The following is a 19,600-nucleotide window of genomic DNA, read 5'->3' as shown; positions in this document are numbered from 1 at the left end:
AGGATGATCCTTTCGCTTTTTAAAAGAGCAATTTAGTTTTTAAACTAAATCATCAATAAACTCAACAGCACGACCAATGTAATTAGCAGGTGTTAGTTTTTTCATTTCTACTTTAGCGTGCTCTGGAAGGTCTAAACCATCGATGAAGTCAGCCATTATTTCTTGATTTACACGTTTGCCGCGTGTTAAATCTTTAAGTTTTTCGTATGGCTTTTCAATACCATATTTACGCATAACTGTTTGAATCGGCTCGGCTAGCAATTCCCAGTTTTGATCAAGCTCGTCAGCTAAACGTTGCTCGTTTACTTCAAGCTTACTTACACCTTTAAGTGTTGATTGGTATGCAATAATCGCATAACCCATACCTACACCTAAGTTACGCAATACGGTTGAATCAGTAAGGTCACGCTGCCAGCGAGAAACGGGTAATTTTTGTGCAAGATGAGCAAAAATAGCGTTTGCTAAACCTAAGTTACCTTCTGAGTTTTCAAAATCAATTGGGTTAACTTTATGTGGCATTGTTGATGAGCCAATTTCGCCAGCAATTGTTTTTTGTTTAAAGTGATTAAGGGCAATGTAACCCCACATGTCACGGTCAAAATCTAACAATATAGTGTTAAAACGTGCAATTGCGTCAAACAATTCTGCAATATAGTCATGCGGTTCAATTTGTGTAGTAAATGGGTTTAGTGTTAAGCCTAAACTTGATACAAATTTATCTGCATGTGTATGCCAGTCGTAATCAGGGTATGCGCTAAGGTGTGCGTTGTAGTTACCTACAGCACCGTTAACTTTACCTAGCATCTCTACTTGTGCAATTTGCCCGCGTTGACGCTTTAAACGCATATATACGTTAGCAAACTCTTTACCCATAGTTGATGGTGTAGCAGGTTGTCCGTGCGTACGAGTCATCATTGGGATTGTTTTGTATTCAATTGCTTTAGCTTTAATTGCGCTTAAAAGTTCATCGCAATAAGGAAGTAAAACATTTTTACGCGCTTCGCTTAGCATTAAACCATGAGATAGATTGTTAATATCTTCTGAAGTACAAGCAAAGTGAATAAATTCGTTTATTGCATGAAGCTCACTGTTATCGGCTACTTTTTCTTTTAGTAGGTATTCAACCGCTTTAACATCGTGATTTGTAGTGCGTTCTATATCTTTAACGCGTTGTGCATCAGCTTCACTGAAGTTATCTACAATGGCGTTTAGAAGTGCATTAGCTTCTTCGCTAAATGCAGGTACTTCTTTAATATCGCTTGCTGCAGCTAACGCTTGCAACCAACGCACTTCAACAATTACGCGGTATTTGATTAAGCCAAATTCGCTGAAAATACTGCGTAGTTCAGTGGTTTTGCTGCCGTAGCGACCATCCACTGGAGAGATAGCCGTTAACGCTGAAAGCTCCATAATAACTCCTAAATTTTAGTTTGAACGATAGTTAAATTTTTGTTTTAGCAATAGCGAGTATTTTTCTTTTTGCAAAGAAAAAGTGACGGCGTTTACCGCCCATTTGTCGCCATAATACTGCACTTCTAATGCCGGCTAATAATAACGCACGGATTTTATTTTGAGTGAGCTGCTGTTTTAATAACTCGGGTTTGCCATAAACCTGTATTCGGTGCCCAAGGGGGCTCAGCACCGACGAGTATATATCTGCTAAACCGGCAACAACGCTCTCATCGGTAATAGCAAAGTGGTCTAAACGACGATGAATATCATCAATTCGTTTACCTAATTCGTTTAAGCTTTTGCCGTTTGCACTTAGTGCTCGCTCAAGCTGCATTAAACCACCTACGTACTTTACAATTTCAACATCTTTTTGAGCGCCTGCGGTTAGCTGCGCCATTAATGTTTTGTAACCATCACGTAAGTTGTCAGTACCTTGGTAAACATCTTCTGGCGATGCCGGAGATGTTTGAATAATACTTGAAAGTAATATTTCTAAATCATGTTCGTTATTGTTGCCATATTGGGCAATTTTTTGAACTTGTTTAGCAGCCTGGCACATGGCGGCAAGCGCCATGACTTGGTGTTCATTCATTACTTAATCACCGAATCAATAATACCGCCACCTAAACAGATATCTTCTGCGTAAAATACGGCAGATTGACCAGGCGTCACTGCTTTTTGTGGCTCGTCGAACAATACGCGGGCCATGCCGTCTTCACCTACAAGTAGGGTACAGCTTAAGTCTTCTTGGCGGTAACGCGTTTTTACTGTGCAGCGAGTTGTGCCTTTAGGGCCAATACGGTCTACCCAGTGAAGTTGGTTTGCGTTAAGACCGTTGCTGTATAGGCGAGGGTGATCTTTACCTTGGCCCACAATAAGTACATTTCGCTCAAGGTCTTTATCTACTACGTACCAAGGCTCACCAGAACCTTCTTTCATTCCACCAATTAACAAGCCTTTGCGTTGTCCAAGTGTGTGGTACATTAAGCCTTCGTGTTCGCCTACGTTATTACCGTCTGTGTCTTCGATAACGCCAGGTTGTGCTGGTAAGAACTTTTGTAAAAAGTCTTTAAATTTACGCTCACCAATAAAGCAGATACCTGTACTGTCTTTTTTATCGTGAGTGATTAGGTCTTGTTCTTCTGCTATGCGGCGTACTTCTGGTTTTTCGATATCGCCTACAGGGAATAACGTTTGGCCAATATGTTCATGGCTTAGAGTATATAAGAAGTAGCTTTGATCTTTATTGTTATCAAGTCCGCGACACATTACGTATTTGTCATCGCGAAGCTCACGGCGAACATAGTGACCCGTTGCAATAAAGTCAGCACCGAGTGCTTGAGCAGCAAATTCTAAAAAGGCTTTAAATTTAATTTCTTTGTTACACATTATATCTGGGTTAGGTGTACGACCTGCTTTGTACTCAGCTAAAAAGTACTCAAATACGTTGTCCCAGTATTCTGCTGCAAAGTTTACTGTGTGAAGTTCAATGCCTAACTTATCACACACTGATTGTGCATCTTTTAAGTCATCAGCGGCAGCACAGTATTCATCATTGTCGTCTTCTTCCCAGTTCTTCATAAACAGGCCTTCTACTTGGTAGCCCTGTTGTTGTAATAAATATGCAGATACAGAAGAATCAACACCGCCGGACATGCCAACAATGACTTTAATGTGACTATTTTCGCTCATGAATAATTTCGCTTATACAGATTGCTGTTAACTTGGAAAGGCCGCGATTATAGCATGTATTTTGTTTGTGCTTAAAGAGACTAAGGGCGCAAAGAGGGGAATTAGTCAGTATTTTATTTATATAACAAATAGCAAACTAGACTTAAGCGCGTTATCAGGCTGTAACTTTAGTAATATTAAAGTGATCTTTACTAATAAATTAAGACTATAGAATAATTCATGTAGTTATTGAGTTTTATTAATAGTATTTTCTTTTAAAACTACTAGAGTAAATATACACTTAATAAAATAAAAATAGTGGTGAGTATATGAATGTAAACCACTTTAAGTCGCTTGATATATAGTCAATGGAATGAATATATGAATTACGCCTATCAAATAAACAAGATAAATTCTTTAGTTGAACACTACACAAACGAATCTGATTTTGTGGATAGTGAATTACTCTCCAGTAAAACGACAGAGTTTAAAAAGTCAGCCTATCACCTTTTTTATGAGTTAATAAAACTCAAAAACCCTCACATTTTCCAAGAACCAAATCATGTACATGAGTTATTTAGCTTAATTAAGGGCTCAACCGCTAAAAAGAACATTGAGCTAAAGGTGCTTGAGCGTGTAGAGCATTGGTGGCTTGAATGGTATTTTGCTTTAGAAATGGACGAAAAGCTTAGTATTGAAAAAAGTGATATGCCAATGAGTTACTTACCTCAAAGTACGCTCAACCCTATGCGCAAACATGAGATAAGTCATTACGCTAGATTATTTACCGTTTTGCCAATGCCGGTATGTAATGTGTGTGCCAAAACGGGTGATATTTTGAAAGTTAATCAACGCTTTGTAGATGTTTTTGGTTATACAGTAGAGGATGTACCTAATCTTAAATCGTGGTGGGAAAAAGCGTATCCAGATCCGCAATATAGAGCACTTGTAAAAGATCTGTGGCAAGACTCACTTGAAAAGGCGCTGAATAATAATAACGATATACCCGCAAATAACTATCGAGTTTCATGTCGTGATGGTTCACAAGTGATGATGGAAATTTCAGGGATTGATATAGGCGAAGAGTTTTTAGCTGTTTTTAATGATGCTACAGAGCGTTTAGAAGCAGAGGATATACTTAGGGATATGGCCTTTTTGGATGCATTAACCAAGATTGCAAATAGGCGTCGGTTTGATGAAAAACTAACGCATGAGTACGAACGAGCAAAAGAATGCGAAGGCATGCTATCGATGATTATTATCGATATTGACCATTTTAAACAATTTAATGACCGGTATGGGCATGTAGCGGGCGATACGTGTTTATATGATGTGGCTCAAACAATTGCTTCAACGGTTAGTCGCCCAGAAGATTTTGTTGCTCGCTATGGGGGAGAGGAGTTTGTTGTTTTATTACCTCAAACCGATAGGCAAGGGGCGTTGTTTATAGCTGAGCAAATACAAAAAGCCGTAGAAAACTTAGCTATTGCGCACCAGGATAGCTTTACCGGATTTTTATCTATAAGTATGGGTATTAATACCATCAGTGACTATACAAATAGTGATGAAATCAGCTTTGTAAAAGCCGCTGATAACGCCCTATATTATGCTAAAAAACAAGGGCGTAACTGTATAGCGCTAAGCTCCGAGTAAATAAAATAGAGTTAATTATTTTATTTAAGCTACTCCCCAATATAGCTAATTATAAATAGTTTCTAGGCTTAATACTGGTCGATTCAGGCTGTCGTTAATACACTTCAATACTAAAGGACTTCTAAGCGGTAGTGATTTTGTTTGCTCTAATGTATACCAGTTAGCGCTGATAATGTCGGTATCTATTGGCGTTGGCGCTTTTATATTATCAGGCGCTTTAAATAAGAAGCAGAATCGTAAATAGTGCACTCCATTTTCGGCATGCAAATTATACACACCTAAAAAGCCGACTGGCTCAAGCGCTAAGCCTGTTTCTTCAAGCAACTCTCGGCTTGCAGCTTGTGCAAGTGTCTCATTTTGCTCTAAATGACCCGCAGGTTGATTGTAACAAATTTGCTTTGTAAATTTATCGCGCTCTTTTACAAGTAAAAACTCATTTTGCTTTTTTACTATTGCTGCAACCGTGACATGCGGTTTATGCATCAACTACGCCCTTAATTACTTTGTATTCACCACAATTAATATCATCCAAGGTATAGTTGCCAATGCTATAACGAATGAGGCGAAGTGTAGGGTGGCCAATATGCGCGGTCATTCGGCGAACTTGTCTGTTTTTACCCTCGTTAATGGTAATACTTAACCAAGTAGTCGGGATTGCTTTTCGCTCGCGTACAGGCGGATTACGCGCCCAAATTGTAGGTTCATCAATTATTTTAACGTTAGCGGGGAGTGTAAGCCCGTCTTTAAGTTCTACGCCATTACATAAATCATTAATTGATTCGCTTGTTGGTTCACCCTCAACTTGTGCCCAGTAGGTTTTATTCGTCTTTTTATCAGGTGCCGTTAGGGTGTTTTGCAATTTTCCACAGTTTGTTAAAAGTAATAAACCTTCACTGTCTCTGTCTAATCTTCCTGCTGCGTAAACTTCTTTAATAGGTATAAATTCAGCGAGAGTTTTTCTGTCTGCGTCATCTGTAAATTGGCATAGCACATCAAACGGCTTGTTGAATAACACAATTTTTCTGTCTTTAGATGCTATTTGCGGCTTTATTTCTCTTTTACCAGATGGCGTTTTGTTAAGTGCACTGCGTGAATAAGTACGGCCTGTACTTCTTTTTGGCTTGGATTCAGTTACTTGATTATTGCCTGATTTAGATCTCATTATATGCACCTAGCTGGTTTTGGTAATCCGGCGATTTTTGTTGCTTGCTTAGCAGGGCCTTTAGGGAATAATTTATATAAATAAAGGCTGTTTCCTTTGTCTTCACCGAGTGCTTTTGCCATTGCTTTTACAAGCATCCGAATTGCTGGGCTGGTGTTATATTCAATATAAAAATCACGAACAAAGTTAATGACTTCCCAGTGTTGAACGCTAAGGGTAATGTTTTCTTGGATAGCAATTACAGGTGCAAGCTCCTTTGACCACAAAGTATGGTCAAGCAAGTAGCCTTGTTTGTCGGTTTCAATCTGTTGGTTGTTAAATTCAAGCATGAGTTACCACGTAATTGATTGATTAGTTGATAAAGTGAGTGCTACAAAGTCTTCATAGCTAATGGCTTTATCGTTATCTGTTAATTTTATTGCACGTACTTGCGCGTCTTGTTCAAGTATTAACAGTGTATCTGCAAATTGCCTAAATTGTTTTTTTGCAAAGCAGGCATCACCAACAAGTAGCACGTTATCGTCTGATAAAATTAAGTTCTCTAGCTGATTTGCCGAATAATAGTTAAGCGGCTTAGAAAAAATATGTAATGTACTCATAAATTCACCACATGTTGCTGCGCTTTAATTAATGTTTGCTGTTGGCTAAAGTTAAGAGCTTTTGCCTCTATGAGTAGATCATGTTTATTTAAACCATAATCAAGCAATGATTTTTCACACACGAAAATGTTTTCAACATCATAAATTTCGAGTGTTTTAATATTTTTAAAAAAATCTTTTAATCCAATATTGTTTGGTTGTTGATGCTTTTTTAAAGCCAAAACGGCGGGGCCGCTAAACAACCAACTCACATTTTGGTCAACGGCAGCAAATATCAATGTCATATCAAGTGCATCACGAATATTTAAATCGTCAAATGGACTGCACTGACTCATTACTAATACGTTTATCATTTAAATTGCACCCATTTATCAGCGTCGCTTGCAAGCATTGCAAATTCAGCTAGCCCTGCGACTGCAAATACACCTGTGTTTTTAATATCTAACCCGCGTTTTTCAGCGGCGGTAACACACAGCATTAAATTTAGTTTTCGATCGGCGAGTTGCTGCCAAAGTGCTGAAATTTGAAGTTCGTCTGAGGATAAATCAAAGTGGGTAGATGCATGATAAATACCTTGCTGGTATAAAAAAACAGCATCAATGGTGTGCCCTTGGGCTAAACATGCATTCGCAAACTTAACTAACCTTTGCGTTGTATCGTGATCGGATGGTGGTGTATGTAATGAAAGAACAAAACGTGACAAAACAATTCCAATAAAAAAGCCCCAATTAAGGGGCTATTTTAACAGAACTATTTAATTAGTCATCACTTGCGCCAAGTAGAGCAAGTAAAGACGTAAATAAGTTATATACGCTTAGGTATAAAGACACTGTTGCGCGAATGTAGTTGGTTTCGCCGCCATTAATGATTCGGCTTGTATCGAATAAAATCAAACCAGACATGATCAATACAACTGCCGCATTAAGCACCATAAACATAAGTGAACTGCCAACAAAAATATTAACGATGCTAGCTACAATCACAACGATTAAGCCAACCGTTAAAAAGCCACCCATAAATGAGAAGTCTTTTTTAGTGTTCAGTGCATAAGCAGATAAACCAAAAAAGATAAGCGCCGTAGAACCTAACGCTTGCATAATAAGCATTGGGCCATTAGGCATTGCAGCATAATGGTTAAGCAATGGACCTAAGCCAGCCCCCATTAAACCTGTGAAAGCAAACACCCAAAATACACCAGATGCTGTATCTGCTTTTTTATTTACAACAAATAATAAACCGAACGAAACAAGTGTAAACACAATTCCCATAAAGTAAGGTAATTGTAGTGCCATTGAAATACCGGCTGTAACAGCACTGAATGCAAGTGTCATAGCTAGTAAAAAGTAGGTGTTTTTAAGTACCTTGTTTGTTTCAATGGTAGACATTACCGGTTTCGCGGTATTGTACGATTGATTAAACGCCATTGTAGAGCTCCTTTAAGTGAAACGTGTGTGTTTCGATAATTTAACTAAAATTAGATTACCAACTCTTATATGTTTGGGCAAACCTTTGTAGATCAATAGAGTTAAATATTTAAATAAAAGAGTTTTGACGGCTAAATTAAAAACACTTTGTTCTAACTTTAGACAAATTAATTGTTTTTTAAGCACTTAAACAATTAATTTAAAAAAAAGCTTCACAAAAGGGATGGGTTTCCCTATTATGCAGGCCGTGCGGAGAGATGGCAGAGTGGTCGAATGCACCGGTCTTGAAAACCGGCATGGGTTTATAGCCCATCTAGGGTTCAAATCCCTATCTCTCCACCACTTATTTAATAAGTGTGTGGTAATTAAAGTATCATTCATTTAAATAGTTATTAGTACACTCTTACTTTTAACTTAGCAGTATCGGAGAGATGGCAGAGTGGTCGAATGCACCGGTCTTGAAAACCGGCATGGGTTTATAGCCCATCTAGGGTTCAAATCCCTATCTCTCCACCATATAACAAAATAGCCCGCTAATTTAGCGGGCTTTTTTGTGTTTGGAACAAAATCAGTGCACTTATACCAATCCGCAATAATACTTAATCATTTTGTGGGGCTAAACGTGTCGCTCGCTGCGTTAAAAAATTCTCATTTAGAACAACTAAATAGCGAATTTTTTGCCTAGCTATCAACACGTTTTTCCGCCCTCAAAATAGACCACTTAATTAAGCGAATTGGTATTACATGTTTTATCTCTCATTAGTAAAATCTTAAAAGCAGATAGAATTGCTCACACACCATCTTCTGCTGTTAAATAACGTTGATGTTCTCTTCCTTTTTTTGTTTTTAATAAAACTACCATCACAAAAAATTTTAAATGAGTTGGAATGCACATATTAATGTGTGCTATTTTTAAATATTGGTGGATTAAAGGTATGCAAAATAGGATGTTGTGGCTCAAAGATGATCTAGATTCGAGAAAGTTAGTTGTATATCGTGCCGTCATGTTTTCGTTTATAGCGCTTTTTGTACTTTTTGTATTTCAACCTTTTGGCACTTCAAGCGATACCGAGTCTTACAAGTTTCTGCGGCTTTTTGGCTATGGGATAGTAACCTTTTGTGCTTTGCTATTGTCAGGTTTCATAGAAATAGTGTTACTTAAGTTTAAGCTAAGTAAATTAAGCCGTTTAATTATTATTCCTATCACATATATTTTAATTACTGCGTTATTCAATCATGGGTATTTTGTGGTTGCTGTACTTGGGTCTTGGCATTGGCAGAATCAATTACTTTTTGTAGGGTATATTTTTTGTATTGGTGTATTTCCTCTTATTTTTTTACTTGTGGTAAATAGGCATGTAATAGATTTAACTAAGCCAAGTACAGTTAGCGTCGATCAAGAGCAGTTGAGAGAAGTTGAATTAAAGACAATTACTCTTAAAGGCGATAATAAAAACGACGAAATTAACACAGCTCATCACCATATTTTATTTATTAAATCTTCAGACAACTATTGTGAAATAACAATACTGGAAGGAGCTTCAACTTCACGTAAACTATTACGTGTATCTCTTAGCAGTTTATTAAAGCAGCTCCCAGAAAATACAATTATATTACGATGCCACCGTTCTTATGCGGTCAACCTGCAAAACATTCAGCACTACAGTGGTAATGCTGGAGGGTTGCAATTATCGCTGCATACAATTGATATTAAAATACCGGTGTCTCGTTCTTATGTAAAAGTAATAAAAGATGCTTTGTCATTAATCCCAAAAACATGTTAATCCCCCCTAAAACATGGGCTTTATACCTCGTCTTGTAATTGAGACCTAATAAGTCGCTTTGTATTTTTACTATTGCCAAGATTAAGTTGAAATTTACAACTTAACGAGGAAAGTAGATATGAAATACGCTATCAAGGCACTTGTAATAATTTCTATATTTGTATTTTGCCACTATGTAATGAGGCAGTTTTGGGGAGAAGGTTGGTCTAGCTGGTTGTCTGAACTTGATAATCTAACTGGCATTTTATTTACCCCCGCTAAATATACTTTTTTATATGGACCGTTAGTTATTGCGGCTATTATTTTGTTTAAACAAAGTGAGCCTTTTGAATCTATAGGGCTTAATTCTTCTGGTTTTATTAACTATGCACTCGCAGCAATTATTTGTTGTGCTCCTATGGCAATAGGTTATGGATTTTTGAGTGATGAACTTAACCTATCAATACCAGCAATAATCACCGGCTCAGTTTATGCGGGTTTTTTTGAAGAGCTAATTTTTAGGGCTGCATTGTTTGGTGTTTTATTTAAATATTGTAGATGGGGCTTTGTGCCTGCGGCATTGATTAGTTCAGTAATATTTGGCCTGGGCCATATTTATCAAGGTAATGATGCGATTTCTGCATTGATGGCGGTTGCGATCACTACTGTAGCAGGTACATGGTTTGCGTGGCTATATTGTGAATGTGGTTATCGTATTTGGTTTCCTATGTGGATGCATATTTTTATGAATGCAGCTTACGGAATATTTGGTATGTCGGGCGGCGCAGTAGGTGATCTACAAGGTAACTTATTTAAAGCAACAGCAATTGTACTAAGTATTGTGTATGTTGAGATGCTAATTCGACGAGGAAAGCAACGTGAAGTTACATTATCAAAATTATTTCAATGCACTAAAAGTGGACTTTATACGCAACAAGCTAACTTAAATTGATTGGGAAACGACCATGCTAGAACTATTTATTGTAATAATTATATTTAGCTCACCCTTTTTGATTCTTACTATTACTAAACGTTATTTCACCTATAAAACTACAATAATGGCAGCGCAAGCAAAATTTAAAGGACTGAATAATAATAAGATAACAAAATTAGAGGAACAAACAGCGATGTTGTACAAAAGATTGGCAGTGCTAGAGGAAATAGTAACATCTCGCCACTTTGAGTTATCAAATAAAATAGCTCAGTTATAAGCACTTTGATAAGTATAACCCAAACGTATGAGCCTATTAATATATTAATAGGCTCATACTGCAATAAGGTTTATTTTTAATCATAAATTACGACCATAGTCTCTATTTCTAAGCTTTAGATCTTGGTGCATGCTTAATACATTAAAATTTATACTCTGTATTAAGGATTATTAGATGAAACATCAACTCGCAAAAAGCGTCGCGCTTTCATTATTGTCCCCGGTAATTATTGGCAGCTTGTTAGGATTGTATTATGCACTAACGCTACAGGGTGATTTCTTATCCGTATTTTTTCAACTATTGATGACTGCTATCTCAAATGCACATATTGTAGGCTTAACGATGGCGGCCTTTGTTGTGCCAGGGTATTTACTAATGTTTAAGTATTCTAAAGTTAATTATTCAGGTGTATTAACGCTTGGTTTGTTAGGTGGCGCTATATTTAGTTACTTATTAAGTGCCTCAACTGGCGAGATATTTTTGATTAATAGTGTTATGTCAGCATTTGCAGCCGGACTGTTTTTATTTGGTCTTCGCAAATCGGTAAAAAAATAATCGCAGCATTATTAACCAAGCACGCTGATAAACGGTGCGATTTCCTTTTTTTTACCTCCAAAAGGTTCCAATTTTTCACGACAAAGAGTACCTTTAGCTACTGTATGTTTAATAAGAAGTAGTTTGGTATGCAAAAGCACGATTTTTACCAGTCATTAGTTAAGCAAACTGAATCGCTGATAGCTGGTGAATCTAATGTAATTGCCAATTTGGCAAACATAAGCGCGCTGTTATTTACCTCTTTAGAAGATGTAAATTGGGCGGGCTTTTACTTTATGGATTCTCCTACTGAATTAGTACTTGGTCCGTTTCAAGGTAATCCTGCATGCATCCGTATTCCCGTTGGGAAAGGGGTATGTGGAACAGCTGCGGCAACCGCTGAAACACAATTAATTGAAGATGTTCACGCTTTTGACGGGCATATAGCCTGCGATGCAGCGTCTAACTCTGAAGTGGTTGTACCTATCATGAAACATGGTAAAGTATTCGCAGTACTAGACATTGATAGTCCAAGTATTGGCCGATTTGATGCTGATGATAAAGCTGGCCTTGAAGCATTAGTGAAATGCTTAGAGGCGAGCCTGTAATGAAAGATTTGCTAAATGTTCAAGACTACCTATTTGCTGTGCAAGATGTTGGCGACTGGGAAGGCGAAGAAGAGCATGTAGCGGAAACGCTCAATGATTTAATTCATATTGCATGGGATCGTCTTCCAGATGATTCAGAATGTGAATTTATTGATGAAACAATTAATGGTATTTGGGAACACCTTCGGGGTGATATGGCTGTAATAGAAGCCGATTTCGAAGAGTTGGTCGACTGGGTAACACACTACGTCGATTCGTCCCTTGATGAAAAGATGTGAAAAATAGGTTCTAAAATGGAAACCACAAACAAGCTAAAAGATATTAATGAAGTGTTGGAATTTTTATATCAAGAATTCCCACAATGTTTTAAACAAAAAGATGGCATCAAGCCGCTTAAAGTAGGTATTTTTAAAGATATTGCTGAGCGTATTGAAGGGTCTGAAAAAGTAAGTAAGACTCAAGTTCGTCAAGCGCTTAGAAAATACACGTCTAATTGGCGTTATTTAGAAGCTGTGACAAAGTCAGAGTTTCGTATTGATCTTGATGGTAATCAAGGTGAAAAAGTTGAGCAAGAGCATATCGACCATGCACAAAAAGCATTGGAAGAAAGCCGCGCTAAAATGGCAAAACGCAAAAAACAACAGCGTCCTCGCCAAGATTCTGATTCTAAATCTTTCAAGAAAAAACCAGCTCATGCTAGCAAAGCAGGCGATAAAAACGCACCTGCAGCTAACAAACCTGCTAAAGCAGCGCCAGTTAAACGTTCAGGAAAAATTGAACCTTTACCAGCAACTGAGGTCAAGGTTAATAATAAGGTTAAGGTTAAACTTGGCCAAGCACTTGTAAATGCAGTAATCACTGAAGTGAACAAAGATGACGTTCATGTTGAATTAGTGACAGGTATGCAAGTTAAAACCAAAGCTGACAGCTTATACATCGTTTAAGTTGTAAATAAATTAAGGAGTTGTGTATGAGTAAAAAGTTTACGCTCATTCCGTTAGTTGCTGCCCTGTTTTCAGGTTCATTATTTGCTGCTGTAGAAGCCGTTACAATTGACGATTTACCCCAGCTTAAGCAAGAGAGTCAACATGGTACTGCTAGCAAACGAGTGGCCAGCTTATTTGCTCGTTCACACTATACACCGGTTCGATTTAACGATGAGCTTTCTAGTAAAGTGTACGATCGTTATATCGAATCCCTTGATTTTAATAAAAGCGTTTTCTTAGCCAGCGATATCGCTTCTTTTGAGCAATATCGTGATGACTTTGATAACGCTATTACTACCGGTAAATTAGACTTTACGTTTGATATTTTTAACTTAAGTCTTAAACGCCGTTTTGAACGTTACGAGTATTCACTTACTTTACTTGAAAAAGAAATGACGTTTGATAAAGAAGATGAATACTTTTTTGACCGTGAAGATTCAGCATGGCCTGTGTCACAAGCTGAGCTTGATGAAATTTGGCGTGAGCGTGTAAAGTACGACGCACTGCGTTTAAAAATGACGGGTAAAGATTGGGAAGGCATTAAAGAAGTGCTGACCAAACGCTATAAAAATGCAGAAAAACGTTTAGTACAATCTAATTCAGAAGATGCTTTTCAAATTGTTATGAATTCGCTAGCACGTAGTATTGAGGCGCATACGTCTTATTTATCGCCACGTCGTGCAGAGCAATTCAAAATGGATATGGACTTAGAGCTTGAGGGCATTGGTGCCGTACTAAGCCCAGATGAAGACTACACTGTTATTCGCAGCTTAGTGCCGGGAGGCCCTGCAGATAAAACAGATCAAATTAAAGCTGATGACCGCATTATTGGTGTTGCCCAAGATGGCGAAGAATTTGTAGACGTAATTGGCTGGCGTTTAGATGACGTAGTTGATTTAATTAAAGGTCCTAAAGGGACTAAAGTACGTCTACAGTATTTAAAAGGTGTTGACGCTCACGGCGCACCTAAAGTTGTTGAAATCACGCGTGATAAAATTCGACTTGAAGATAGAGCGGCTAAATCAGAAGTATTTGAAGCAAAATACTCTGATTTAACAAGTAAAGTTGGCGTGATTGAAATTCCAGGCTTTTACAATAATCTTTCGAAAGATGTAAAAGTTGAGCTGGCTAAGCTTAAAGAAGAAAAAGTTGATGGTATTATTATCGACTTACGCCAAAATGGTGGTGGTTCTTTATATGAAGCAACACAACTGTCTGGTTTGTTTTTTGACCAAGGTCCAGTTGTTCAAATTCATACCTTAAATAACCGTATTGAAGAGCAAAAAGATCGTGATGGTATAACTTATTACGACGGTCCTTTAACTGTTTTAGTTGACCGTTACAGTGCCTCTGCTTCTGAAATATTTGCAGCAGCTATGCAAGATTATGGTCGTGCAGTTATTATTGGCGAGCAAACTTTTGGTAAAGGTACAGTACAGCAGCACAAAGGCTTAGGCCGCGCTTACGATTTATACGATAATGCGCTGGGTAGCGTACAATATACGATTGCTAAGTTTTATCGTATTAACGGTGGTAGTACGCAACATAAAGGTGTGATCCCTGATATTTCGTTTCCATCAGCAATCGATCCTGCAGAGTGGGGCGAAAGTAAGCAAGATAATGCACTTCCTTGGGACAGCATTGTTAAAGCGAAATACAAAAAATTAGGTAATTTAACACCTATTATTACGTACCTTGAGAAACAACACGAAGTACGAATTAAATCAGAACCAGAATTTGGTTATGTATTTAATGACATTACCTTATACAACGAAGAGAAAGACCGTAAAACTATCTCTTTAGTTGAAGCTACGCGTATTAAAGAAAAAGATGAAGGTGAAGCACGTGCACTTGTACGTACTAACGAACGTCTTAAGCGTTTAGGTAAAGATCCGGTAGAAAACTTAGACGATTTACCTGAAGTAATTGAAGAGCTTGACCCATTTTTGGAAGAAGCTGCATTAATTACTCAAGATTATATTAATTATGGTCGTATAGCTAAGAAGTAACAACTGGTTTTACCTCTATAAAAAAGGCGCATTAGCGCCTTTTTTACTACCTAAAATTTACTAAATTGTTATAATATTTGATTACATAAAGTTGAGCTAGATCAATCATGCTCAATTAATGCGCTTTACGTGCTAAAAATAATAATTAAACACACAGTAAGTGTGTCTAGGAGTCTCTACTTTGAAGCTATTGGATGACAAACCAATCAAGCCCGCCTCGTTTTTTGATGCATTAATTCCTATCTCTGTATTAATTTGTTTACTTGGTGCTGCAGTTTACTTATTTGGTGATAACTCTTCATCAGGCCCTAACCAAATTGCACTTTTATTTGCTACTTTTGCAGCGGCTTTAATTGGGCTTAAAAACGGTTATACATGGAAAAAATTAGAACAAGCCATGATCGAAGGTATAACGCTTTCACTTGGCGCTATCCTAATTTTACTTATGGTAGGTGCGTTAATTGGCACTTGGCTACTTTCTGGAACTGTACCAACTTTAATTTATTATGGCTTGCAAGTTATAAACCCAAGTTGGTTTTATGCAGCGAGTTGTTTAATTTGTGGCATTGTAGCTATGAGTATAGGTAGTTCTTGGACTACTGCCGCTACGATAGGTGTTGCTTTATTAGGCGTTGCAACGGGTCTTGGACTTGAACAAACAGTTACAGCAGGCGCTGTTATATCTGGTGCGTACTTTGGTGATAAGTTAAGCCCGCTGTCAGAAACAACCAATCTAGCGCCAGCAGTTGTAGGCGCTGATTTATTTGAGCATATTCAACATATGCTGTGGACGACAGTACCAAGTTTTGTAATTGCACTGATTATATTTATATTCATGGGCTTTAACGCAACTGCTTCAAGCGAAGCGGGGCGCATTGATGAAATAACGGCTATTTTACAGCAAAACTTTAATATTGGTTTTGAAATGCTAATCCCGCTAATTGTACTTTTAGTTTTAGCGATTAAAAAAATGCCAGCCTTTCCTGCTATCTCTATCGGTGCTGTTGTGGGCGCTGTTTGGGCCATGTTGTTTCAATCTGATTTAATTGCTAGCCAAATTGATGTTTCTCAAGGGCAGCTAGTTGGCTATTTTAAGCTTGTTTGGACGACGTTTTTTGATGGTTTTAGCATAAGTACAGGCGATGACAAAATGGACTCCCTACTCAGTGGTGGCGGTATGTCCGGAATGCTTACAACCACATGGCTTATTATGACTGCACTGATGTTTGGTGCCATTATGGAAAAAACGGGCCTTTTGGATATTTTTGTTAAAAGCATACTTAAAATAGCTAAAAGTACGGGATCGTTAATTGCGGCAACAATAGCAACGTGTATTGGTACTAACGTGATAGCGGCCGATCAATATATTGCAATTGTTGTACCTGGTCGTATGTTTAAAGATGAATATGAAAAACGTGGTTTGAAGCCTGTTAACTTATCTCGTACATTGGAAGATGGCGGTACAATTACCAGCCCACTAATTCCATGGAACACGTGTGGCGCATATATGCAAAGCGTTTTACTAATAAATCCTTTTGATTATGCACTCTACGCTTTCTTTAACTTAATTAACCCTGTTTTAGCGGTGGTTTATGCCTACTTGGGCATTAAAATTTTACGTATTAAGCCAAAACAATCCGCCTAATTTTAAACAGCTCCTTTTAACTTAAAAGGAGCTGTTTTGGAGTATCTATGACTGAATCAAGTAAACCTCAAGCACAATATCTTAAAGACTATAAAGCTCCTGATTTTTTAATTGACCACACAGAGCTAACCTTTGACTTACAGCCATTATCAACCAAAGTAAGCTCTTTGCTAACGCTTACGCGTGTTGGTGATAAAAAAGCACCTTTAGTGCTTGATGGTATTGATTTACGCTTACTGTCTTTATCTATTGATACGGTTGATATAACTGATTATGAAATTATTGGCGAGCAGCTAATAATTAATAACCTACCGGATAGTTGCCAATTAAGTATTGTGACCGAGATATCGCCTGAGACGAATACTTCTTTAGAGGGTTTGTATTTATCTGGCGGTGCGTATTGTACACAGTGTGAAGCGCAGGGTTTTAGAAAGATCACCTATTACATGGACCGCCCTGATGTACTTGCCACGTTTGATGTAACTATTATTGCCGATAAAAAGTATCTACAACTTCTTTCTAATGGTAATCAAGTAGACAGTGGTGAAACACAAGATGGTCGTCATTTTGTGAAATGGCAAGACCCATTTAAAAAGCCGAGCTATTTATTTGCACTTGTAGCGGGCGATTTTGATGTTTTAAAAGATACGTACACGACTAAAAGCGGCAGAGATGTAGAATTAGCATTGTTTGTTGATAAAGGTAATTTATCTAAAACACCCCATGCTATTGCCTCACTCAAAAAGGCAATGCAGTGGGATGAAGAACGCTTTAATTTAGAGTATGACCTTGATATTTATATGATTGTAGCCGTCGATTTTTTCAACATGGGCGCGATGGAAAATAAAGGGCTAAACGTTTTTAACAGTAAATGCGTATTAGCTAATCAAGAAACAGCCACAGATAAAGACTACCATACGATTGAATCCATTGTAGGGCATGAGTACTTTCATAACTGGACAGGTAACCGAGTTACTTGTAGAGATTGGTTTCAGTTATCGCTAAAAGAAGGGTTAACTGTATTTAGAGACCAAGAGTTCAGTAGTGATTTAGGCTCTCGTGCACTTAACCGAATTGATGCGGTCAAAGTTATGCGTACGCATCAGTTTAGCGAAGATGCAGGCCCTATGGCTCACCCAATTCGCCCTGAGAAAGTTATTGAAATGAATAACTTTTATACAGTAACTGTATACGATAAAGGTGCTGAAGTTATCCGTATGATGCACACATTACTGGGTGAAACTAACTTTCAAAAAGGGATGACGCTTTACTTTGAGCGCCACGATGGGCAAGCAGTTACATGTGATGACTTTGTAAGTGCGATGAGCGATGCATCAGGTGTTGATTTAGAGCAATTTAAACAATGGTACAGCCAATCAGGTACACCGCGTTTAAATGCAATTCAAGAATTTGATAGCAGCTCAAATACATACACTTTGACAATCGAGCAAACAGCGCCAGCTAATCAGCCAGAGAATAAAAAGCTTCATATACCTTTTGCTATTGAACTACTTGATGCCAATGGACAAAGTATTGCTCTGCAATATAAAGGTAAAAAGCTAGATCATGTACTCGATGTAACTAATGCGACTCAAACATTTAGCTTTGATAATATTTTAGAAAAGCCTGTTGCGGTTTTACTCGAAGACTTTTCTGCTCCTTGTATTTTAAACCAGCAAACAACAGAGCCCGAACTATTGCATATTATGCGTTTTGCGCGCAGTGATTTTTCACGTTGGGATGCACAACAGCAGCTATTCATTAAGGCGATTAAATCTCAAATCACCGATGCAACGAATAGCGTATTAAGCAGCGAAATTATAAATGCGCTACGTGTACTTATAAACACCAAAGAGGGCGATTTAGCTTTAATTGCAGAGCTGTTTAAATTGCCGAGTTTTGACACGTTAGCTGCTGAATTTGATGTAATACCTGTAGATGACATTATTGAAATAACAGAAAAGTTTGAGCAACAAATTGCTGATGAACTTGCTGATGAGCTGCTTAGTTGTTACGAATCTCTTGAAGATGATGGCAGTATAAGTGCAAGCGCTGTTGCGAATCGTGCTTTAAAGCAAATATGTCTGCACTACCTTGCTAAAACACAAAGTCCAGAAGCTGTAACCTTTATTAAAGAAGCTGCAAGCTCGACTAATATGACTAATGTACTTGGTGCCCTAAGCGCTGTGGTAAAAGCTTCACACCCTGTTAGAGATGAGCTTTTGAGTCATTTTGATAGTCAGTGGCGTCATGATGTTTTAGTCATGGATAAGTGGTTTGCACTGCAAGCTATGCAATCAGGCAGTACTGCTATAGATGATATTAAGGCACTTTACGAACACCCGTGTTTTGATTTTTCAAATCCTAACCGTGTACGTGCACTTGTAGGAAGTTTTAGCCACTTTAATACAGCACAATTTCATCGAGCAGATGCTCAAGGCTATGCGTTATTAGGTGATTTATTAATAAAACTTAATGCAATTAATCCACAAAATGCATCTCGTATGTTAACACCGTTTATGTCGTGGAAGCGTTACGATGATGTACGCTCACAAGCAATGAAGCTGCAATTACAACGCTTAGCCAACTTAGATGGCCTAAGTGCTGACTTGTATGAAAAGGTTGAAAAAGCGCTCGCATAAATGATTGAGTATTATTTTACCTTAAGATTGAGCTATAACGAGTGCATGGATTACTACCATGGCCGTTTTAGCTCTTTACAAGTTGTAGAGGATGGCGGTAAAACAATTCGTTTTGCTGCTACGCATTTGAGGCCCTTCATTTCGAGCTTGGGTGTACGTGGCCGTTTTAGACTCTTATTAACCCCCGAAAACAAGTTCATCCGCCTAGAGCGAGTGGCCTGACACTCGGTTTTTATGTTAT

22 protein-coding genes and 2 tRNA genes are annotated in these 19,600 nt (G+C 37.9%); 14 read left to right on the top strand and 10 right to left on the bottom strand.

Annotation, left to right across the window (positions count from 1 at the left end; all coding sequences use genetic code 11):
• Positions 1–39 precede the first annotated feature (39 nt).
• The 3 genes from purB to mnmA are packed head-to-tail and all read right to left on the bottom strand — an operon-like array spanning position 40 to position 3,144.
• Complete coding sequence (gene purB / locus I6E72_RS15110; protein WP_010552649.1) at positions 40–1,410, bottom strand: adenylosuccinate lyase; 1,371 nt, start codon at positions 1,408–1,410, stop codon at positions 40–42.
• Positions 1,411–1,441: 31 nt separating this feature from the next.
• On the bottom strand, positions 1,442–2,044 hold the full coding sequence (hflD, locus tag I6E72_RS15105; protein ID WP_101216242.1) for a high frequency lysogenization protein HflD: 603 nt from the start codon (positions 2,042–2,044) through the stop codon (positions 1,442–1,444).
• On the bottom strand, positions 2,044–3,144 hold the full coding sequence (gene mnmA / locus I6E72_RS15100; protein WP_165722975.1) for a tRNA 2-thiouridine(34) synthase MnmA: 1,101 nt from the start codon (positions 3,142–3,144) through the stop codon (positions 2,044–2,046). The genes hflD and mnmA overlap by 1 nt, the downstream gene beginning before the upstream one ends.
• A 360-nt stretch (positions 3,145–3,504) precedes the next feature.
• On the opposite strand from mnmA, the gene I6E72_RS15095 reads away from it, so the two are divergent.
• The gene (locus I6E72_RS15095; protein ID WP_101216243.1) at positions 3,505–4,776 is read left to right on the top strand and encodes a sensor domain-containing diguanylate cyclase; all 1,272 of its coding nucleotides are present in this window, start codon (positions 3,505–3,507) and stop codon (positions 4,774–4,776) included.
• A gap of 45 nt (positions 4,777–4,821) precedes the next feature.
• Here I6E72_RS15095 and I6E72_RS15090 read toward each other — a convergent pair whose 3' ends face one another.
• The 7 genes from I6E72_RS15090 to I6E72_RS15060 are packed head-to-tail and all read right to left on the bottom strand — an operon-like array spanning position 4,822 to position 7,961.
• Complete coding sequence (locus I6E72_RS15090; protein ID WP_197112898.1) at positions 4,822–5,259, bottom strand: NUDIX hydrolase; 438 nt, start codon at positions 5,257–5,259, stop codon at positions 4,822–4,824.
• Positions 5,252–5,938: a pseudouridine synthase gene (locus tag I6E72_RS15085; RefSeq protein ID WP_197112896.1), complete on the bottom strand. Its 687-nt coding sequence runs from the start codon at positions 5,936–5,938 to the stop codon at positions 5,252–5,254. The genes I6E72_RS15090 and I6E72_RS15085 overlap by 8 nt, the downstream gene beginning before the upstream one ends.
• Positions 5,938–6,267, bottom strand: a complete 330-nt coding sequence (locus tag I6E72_RS15080; protein ID WP_007580207.1) for a TusE/DsrC/DsvC family sulfur relay protein — start codon at positions 6,265–6,267, stop codon at positions 5,938–5,940. The genes I6E72_RS15085 and I6E72_RS15080 overlap by 1 nt, the downstream gene beginning before the upstream one ends.
• Before the next feature lie 3 nt (positions 6,268–6,270).
• Complete coding sequence (locus tag I6E72_RS15075) at positions 6,271–6,537, bottom strand: DsrH/TusB family sulfur metabolism protein (RefSeq protein WP_007580209.1); 267 nt, start codon at positions 6,535–6,537, stop codon at positions 6,271–6,273.
• Positions 6,534–6,890 (bottom strand): sulfurtransferase complex subunit TusC, encoded by a 357-nt coding sequence (tusC, locus tag I6E72_RS15070; protein ID WP_002962696.1) that lies wholly within the window; start codon positions 6,888–6,890, stop codon positions 6,534–6,536. The genes I6E72_RS15075 and tusC overlap by 4 nt, the downstream gene beginning before the upstream one ends.
• Entirely contained in the window at positions 6,887–7,240 is a 354-nt protein-coding gene (tusD, locus tag I6E72_RS15065; RefSeq protein ID WP_165735216.1) for a sulfurtransferase complex subunit TusD, read from the bottom strand. The genes tusC and tusD overlap by 4 nt, the downstream gene beginning before the upstream one ends.
• A gap of 55 nt (positions 7,241–7,295) precedes the next feature.
• Positions 7,296–7,961 (bottom strand): Bax inhibitor-1/YccA family protein, encoded by a 666-nt coding sequence (locus I6E72_RS15060; RefSeq protein ID WP_007580214.1) that lies wholly within the window; start codon positions 7,959–7,961, stop codon positions 7,296–7,298.
• Positions 7,962–8,212: 251 nt separating this feature from the next.
• Here I6E72_RS15060 and I6E72_RS15055 point away from each other — a divergent pair.
• The 13 genes from I6E72_RS15055 (at position 8,213) to I6E72_RS14995 (ending at position 19,581) form a co-directional block, all read left to right on the top strand.
• A tRNA-Ser gene (locus I6E72_RS15055) sits at positions 8,213–8,303 on the top strand.
• Positions 8,304–8,386: 83 nt separating this feature from the next.
• Positions 8,387–8,477: transfer RNA gene (locus I6E72_RS15050), tRNA-Ser, on the top strand.
• A 383-nt stretch (positions 8,478–8,860) separates the two neighbouring features.
• On the top strand, positions 8,861–9,745 hold the full coding sequence (locus I6E72_RS15045) for a LytTR family DNA-binding domain-containing protein (RefSeq protein WP_080671220.1): 885 nt from the start codon (positions 8,861–8,863) through the stop codon (positions 9,743–9,745).
• Positions 9,746–9,863: 118 nt separating this feature from the next.
• Entirely contained in the window at positions 9,864–10,676 is an 813-nt protein-coding gene (locus I6E72_RS15040) for a CPBP family intramembrane glutamic endopeptidase (protein ID WP_007586924.1), read from the top strand.
• 13 nt (positions 10,677–10,689) lie between these two features.
• The gene (locus I6E72_RS15035; protein WP_197112894.1) at positions 10,690–10,935 is read left to right on the top strand and encodes a hypothetical protein; all 246 of its coding nucleotides are present in this window, start codon (positions 10,690–10,692) and stop codon (positions 10,933–10,935) included.
• Between the two features lie 174 nt (positions 10,936–11,109).
• Positions 11,110–11,490, top strand: coding sequence for a hypothetical protein (locus I6E72_RS15030; protein ID WP_007586920.1), 381 nt, complete (start codon positions 11,110–11,112; stop codon positions 11,488–11,490).
• Between the two features lie 128 nt (positions 11,491–11,618).
• A complete protein-coding gene (locus tag I6E72_RS15025) occupies positions 11,619–12,077 on the top strand; it encodes a GAF domain-containing protein (RefSeq protein WP_007586917.1) in 459 nt (152 codons plus the stop codon).
• Entirely contained in the window at positions 12,077–12,355 is a 279-nt protein-coding gene (locus I6E72_RS15020) for a hypothetical protein (RefSeq protein ID WP_002961910.1), read from the top strand. The genes I6E72_RS15025 and I6E72_RS15020 overlap by 1 nt, the downstream gene beginning before the upstream one ends.
• Before the next feature lie 15 nt (positions 12,356–12,370).
• Positions 12,371–13,021 carry an RNA chaperone ProQ gene (gene proQ, locus I6E72_RS15015; protein WP_007586916.1) on the top strand — a complete coding sequence of 217 codons (651 nt, stop codon included), beginning with the start codon at positions 12,371–12,373 and terminating at the stop codon, positions 13,019–13,021.
• Positions 13,022–13,047: 26 nt separating this feature from the next.
• On the top strand, positions 13,048–15,072 hold the full coding sequence (gene prc, locus I6E72_RS15010) for a carboxy terminal-processing peptidase (protein WP_007586913.1): 2,025 nt from the start codon (positions 13,048–13,050) through the stop codon (positions 15,070–15,072).
• 181 nt (positions 15,073–15,253) lie between these two features.
• Complete coding sequence (nhaC, locus tag I6E72_RS15005; protein WP_007586912.1) at positions 15,254–16,717, top strand: Na+/H+ antiporter NhaC; 1,464 nt, start codon at positions 15,254–15,256, stop codon at positions 16,715–16,717.
• A 47-nt stretch (positions 16,718–16,764) separates the two neighbouring features.
• Positions 16,765–19,359: an aminopeptidase N gene (gene pepN / locus I6E72_RS15000; protein WP_101216250.1), complete on the top strand. Its 2,595-nt coding sequence runs from the start codon at positions 16,765–16,767 to the stop codon at positions 19,357–19,359.
• Positions 19,360–19,581, top strand: a complete 222-nt coding sequence (locus I6E72_RS14995) for a DUF2835 family protein (protein ID WP_010552655.1) — start codon at positions 19,360–19,362, stop codon at positions 19,579–19,581. It begins immediately after the preceding gene.
• The last annotated feature ends 19 nt before the right edge of the window (positions 19,582–19,600 follow it).

The organism is Pseudoalteromonas sp. NSLLW24 (assembly GCF_015864725.1).
Lineage (GTDB): Bacteria > Pseudomonadota > Gammaproteobacteria > Enterobacterales > Alteromonadaceae > Pseudoalteromonas > Pseudoalteromonas arctica.
This window is presented reverse-complemented; position numbering and strand designations above follow the sequence as displayed.

Excerpts from the sequence above, each read along its gene's own strand:
- I6E72_RS15020 (WP_002961910.1), top strand. The coding sequence starts at position 12,077 with ATGAAAGATTTGCTAAATGTTCAAGACTACCTATTTGCTGTGCAAGAT.
- proQ (WP_007586916.1), top strand. The coding sequence starts at position 12,371 with ATGGAAACCACAAACAAGCTAAAAGATATTAATGAAGTGTTGGAATTT.
- I6E72_RS15025 (WP_007586917.1), top strand. The coding sequence starts at position 11,619 with ATGCAAAAGCACGATTTTTACCAGTCATTAGTTAAGCAAACTGAATCG.
- prc (WP_007586913.1), top strand. The coding sequence starts at position 13,048 with ATGAGTAAAAAGTTTACGCTCATTCCGTTAGTTGCTGCCCTGTTTTCA.
- tusC (WP_002962696.1), bottom strand. The coding sequence starts at position 6,890 with ATGATAAACGTATTAGTAATGAGTCAGTGCAGTCCATTTGACGATTTA.
- I6E72_RS15045 (WP_080671220.1), top strand. The coding sequence starts at position 8,861 with ATGTGTGCTATTTTTAAATATTGGTGGATTAAAGGTATGCAAAATAGG.
- I6E72_RS15035 (WP_197112894.1), top strand. The coding sequence starts at position 10,690 with ATGCTAGAACTATTTATTGTAATAATTATATTTAGCTCACCCTTTTTG.
- I6E72_RS15095 (WP_101216243.1), top strand. The coding sequence starts at position 3,505 with ATGAATTACGCCTATCAAATAAACAAGATAAATTCTTTAGTTGAACAC.
- I6E72_RS15030 (WP_007586920.1), top strand. The coding sequence starts at position 11,110 with ATGAAACATCAACTCGCAAAAAGCGTCGCGCTTTCATTATTGTCCCCG.
- I6E72_RS15085 (WP_197112896.1), bottom strand. The coding sequence starts at position 5,938 with ATGAGATCTAAATCAGGCAATAATCAAGTAACTGAATCCAAGCCAAAA.
- I6E72_RS15090 (WP_197112898.1), bottom strand. The coding sequence starts at position 5,259 with ATGCATAAACCGCATGTCACGGTTGCAGCAATAGTAAAAAAGCAAAAT.
- I6E72_RS15075 (WP_007580209.1), bottom strand. The coding sequence starts at position 6,537 with ATGAGTACATTACATATTTTTTCTAAGCCGCTTAACTATTATTCGGCA.
- I6E72_RS14995 (WP_010552655.1), top strand. The coding sequence starts at position 19,360 with ATGATTGAGTATTATTTTACCTTAAGATTGAGCTATAACGAGTGCATG.
- purB (WP_010552649.1), bottom strand. The coding sequence starts at position 1,410 with ATGGAGCTTTCAGCGTTAACGGCTATCTCTCCAGTGGATGGTCGCTAC.
- I6E72_RS15040 (WP_007586924.1), top strand. The coding sequence starts at position 9,864 with ATGAAATACGCTATCAAGGCACTTGTAATAATTTCTATATTTGTATTT.
- I6E72_RS15080 (WP_007580207.1), bottom strand. The coding sequence starts at position 6,267 with ATGCTTGAATTTAACAACCAACAGATTGAAACCGACAAACAAGGCTAC.
- hflD (WP_101216242.1), bottom strand. The coding sequence starts at position 2,044 with ATGAATGAACACCAAGTCATGGCGCTTGCCGCCATGTGCCAGGCTGCT.
- pepN (WP_101216250.1), top strand. The coding sequence starts at position 16,765 with ATGACTGAATCAAGTAAACCTCAAGCACAATATCTTAAAGACTATAAA.
- mnmA (WP_165722975.1), bottom strand. The coding sequence starts at position 3,144 with ATGAGCGAAAATAGTCACATTAAAGTCATTGTTGGCATGTCCGGCGGT.
- I6E72_RS15060 (WP_007580214.1), bottom strand. The coding sequence starts at position 7,961 with ATGGCGTTTAATCAATCGTACAATACCGCGAAACCGGTAATGTCTACC.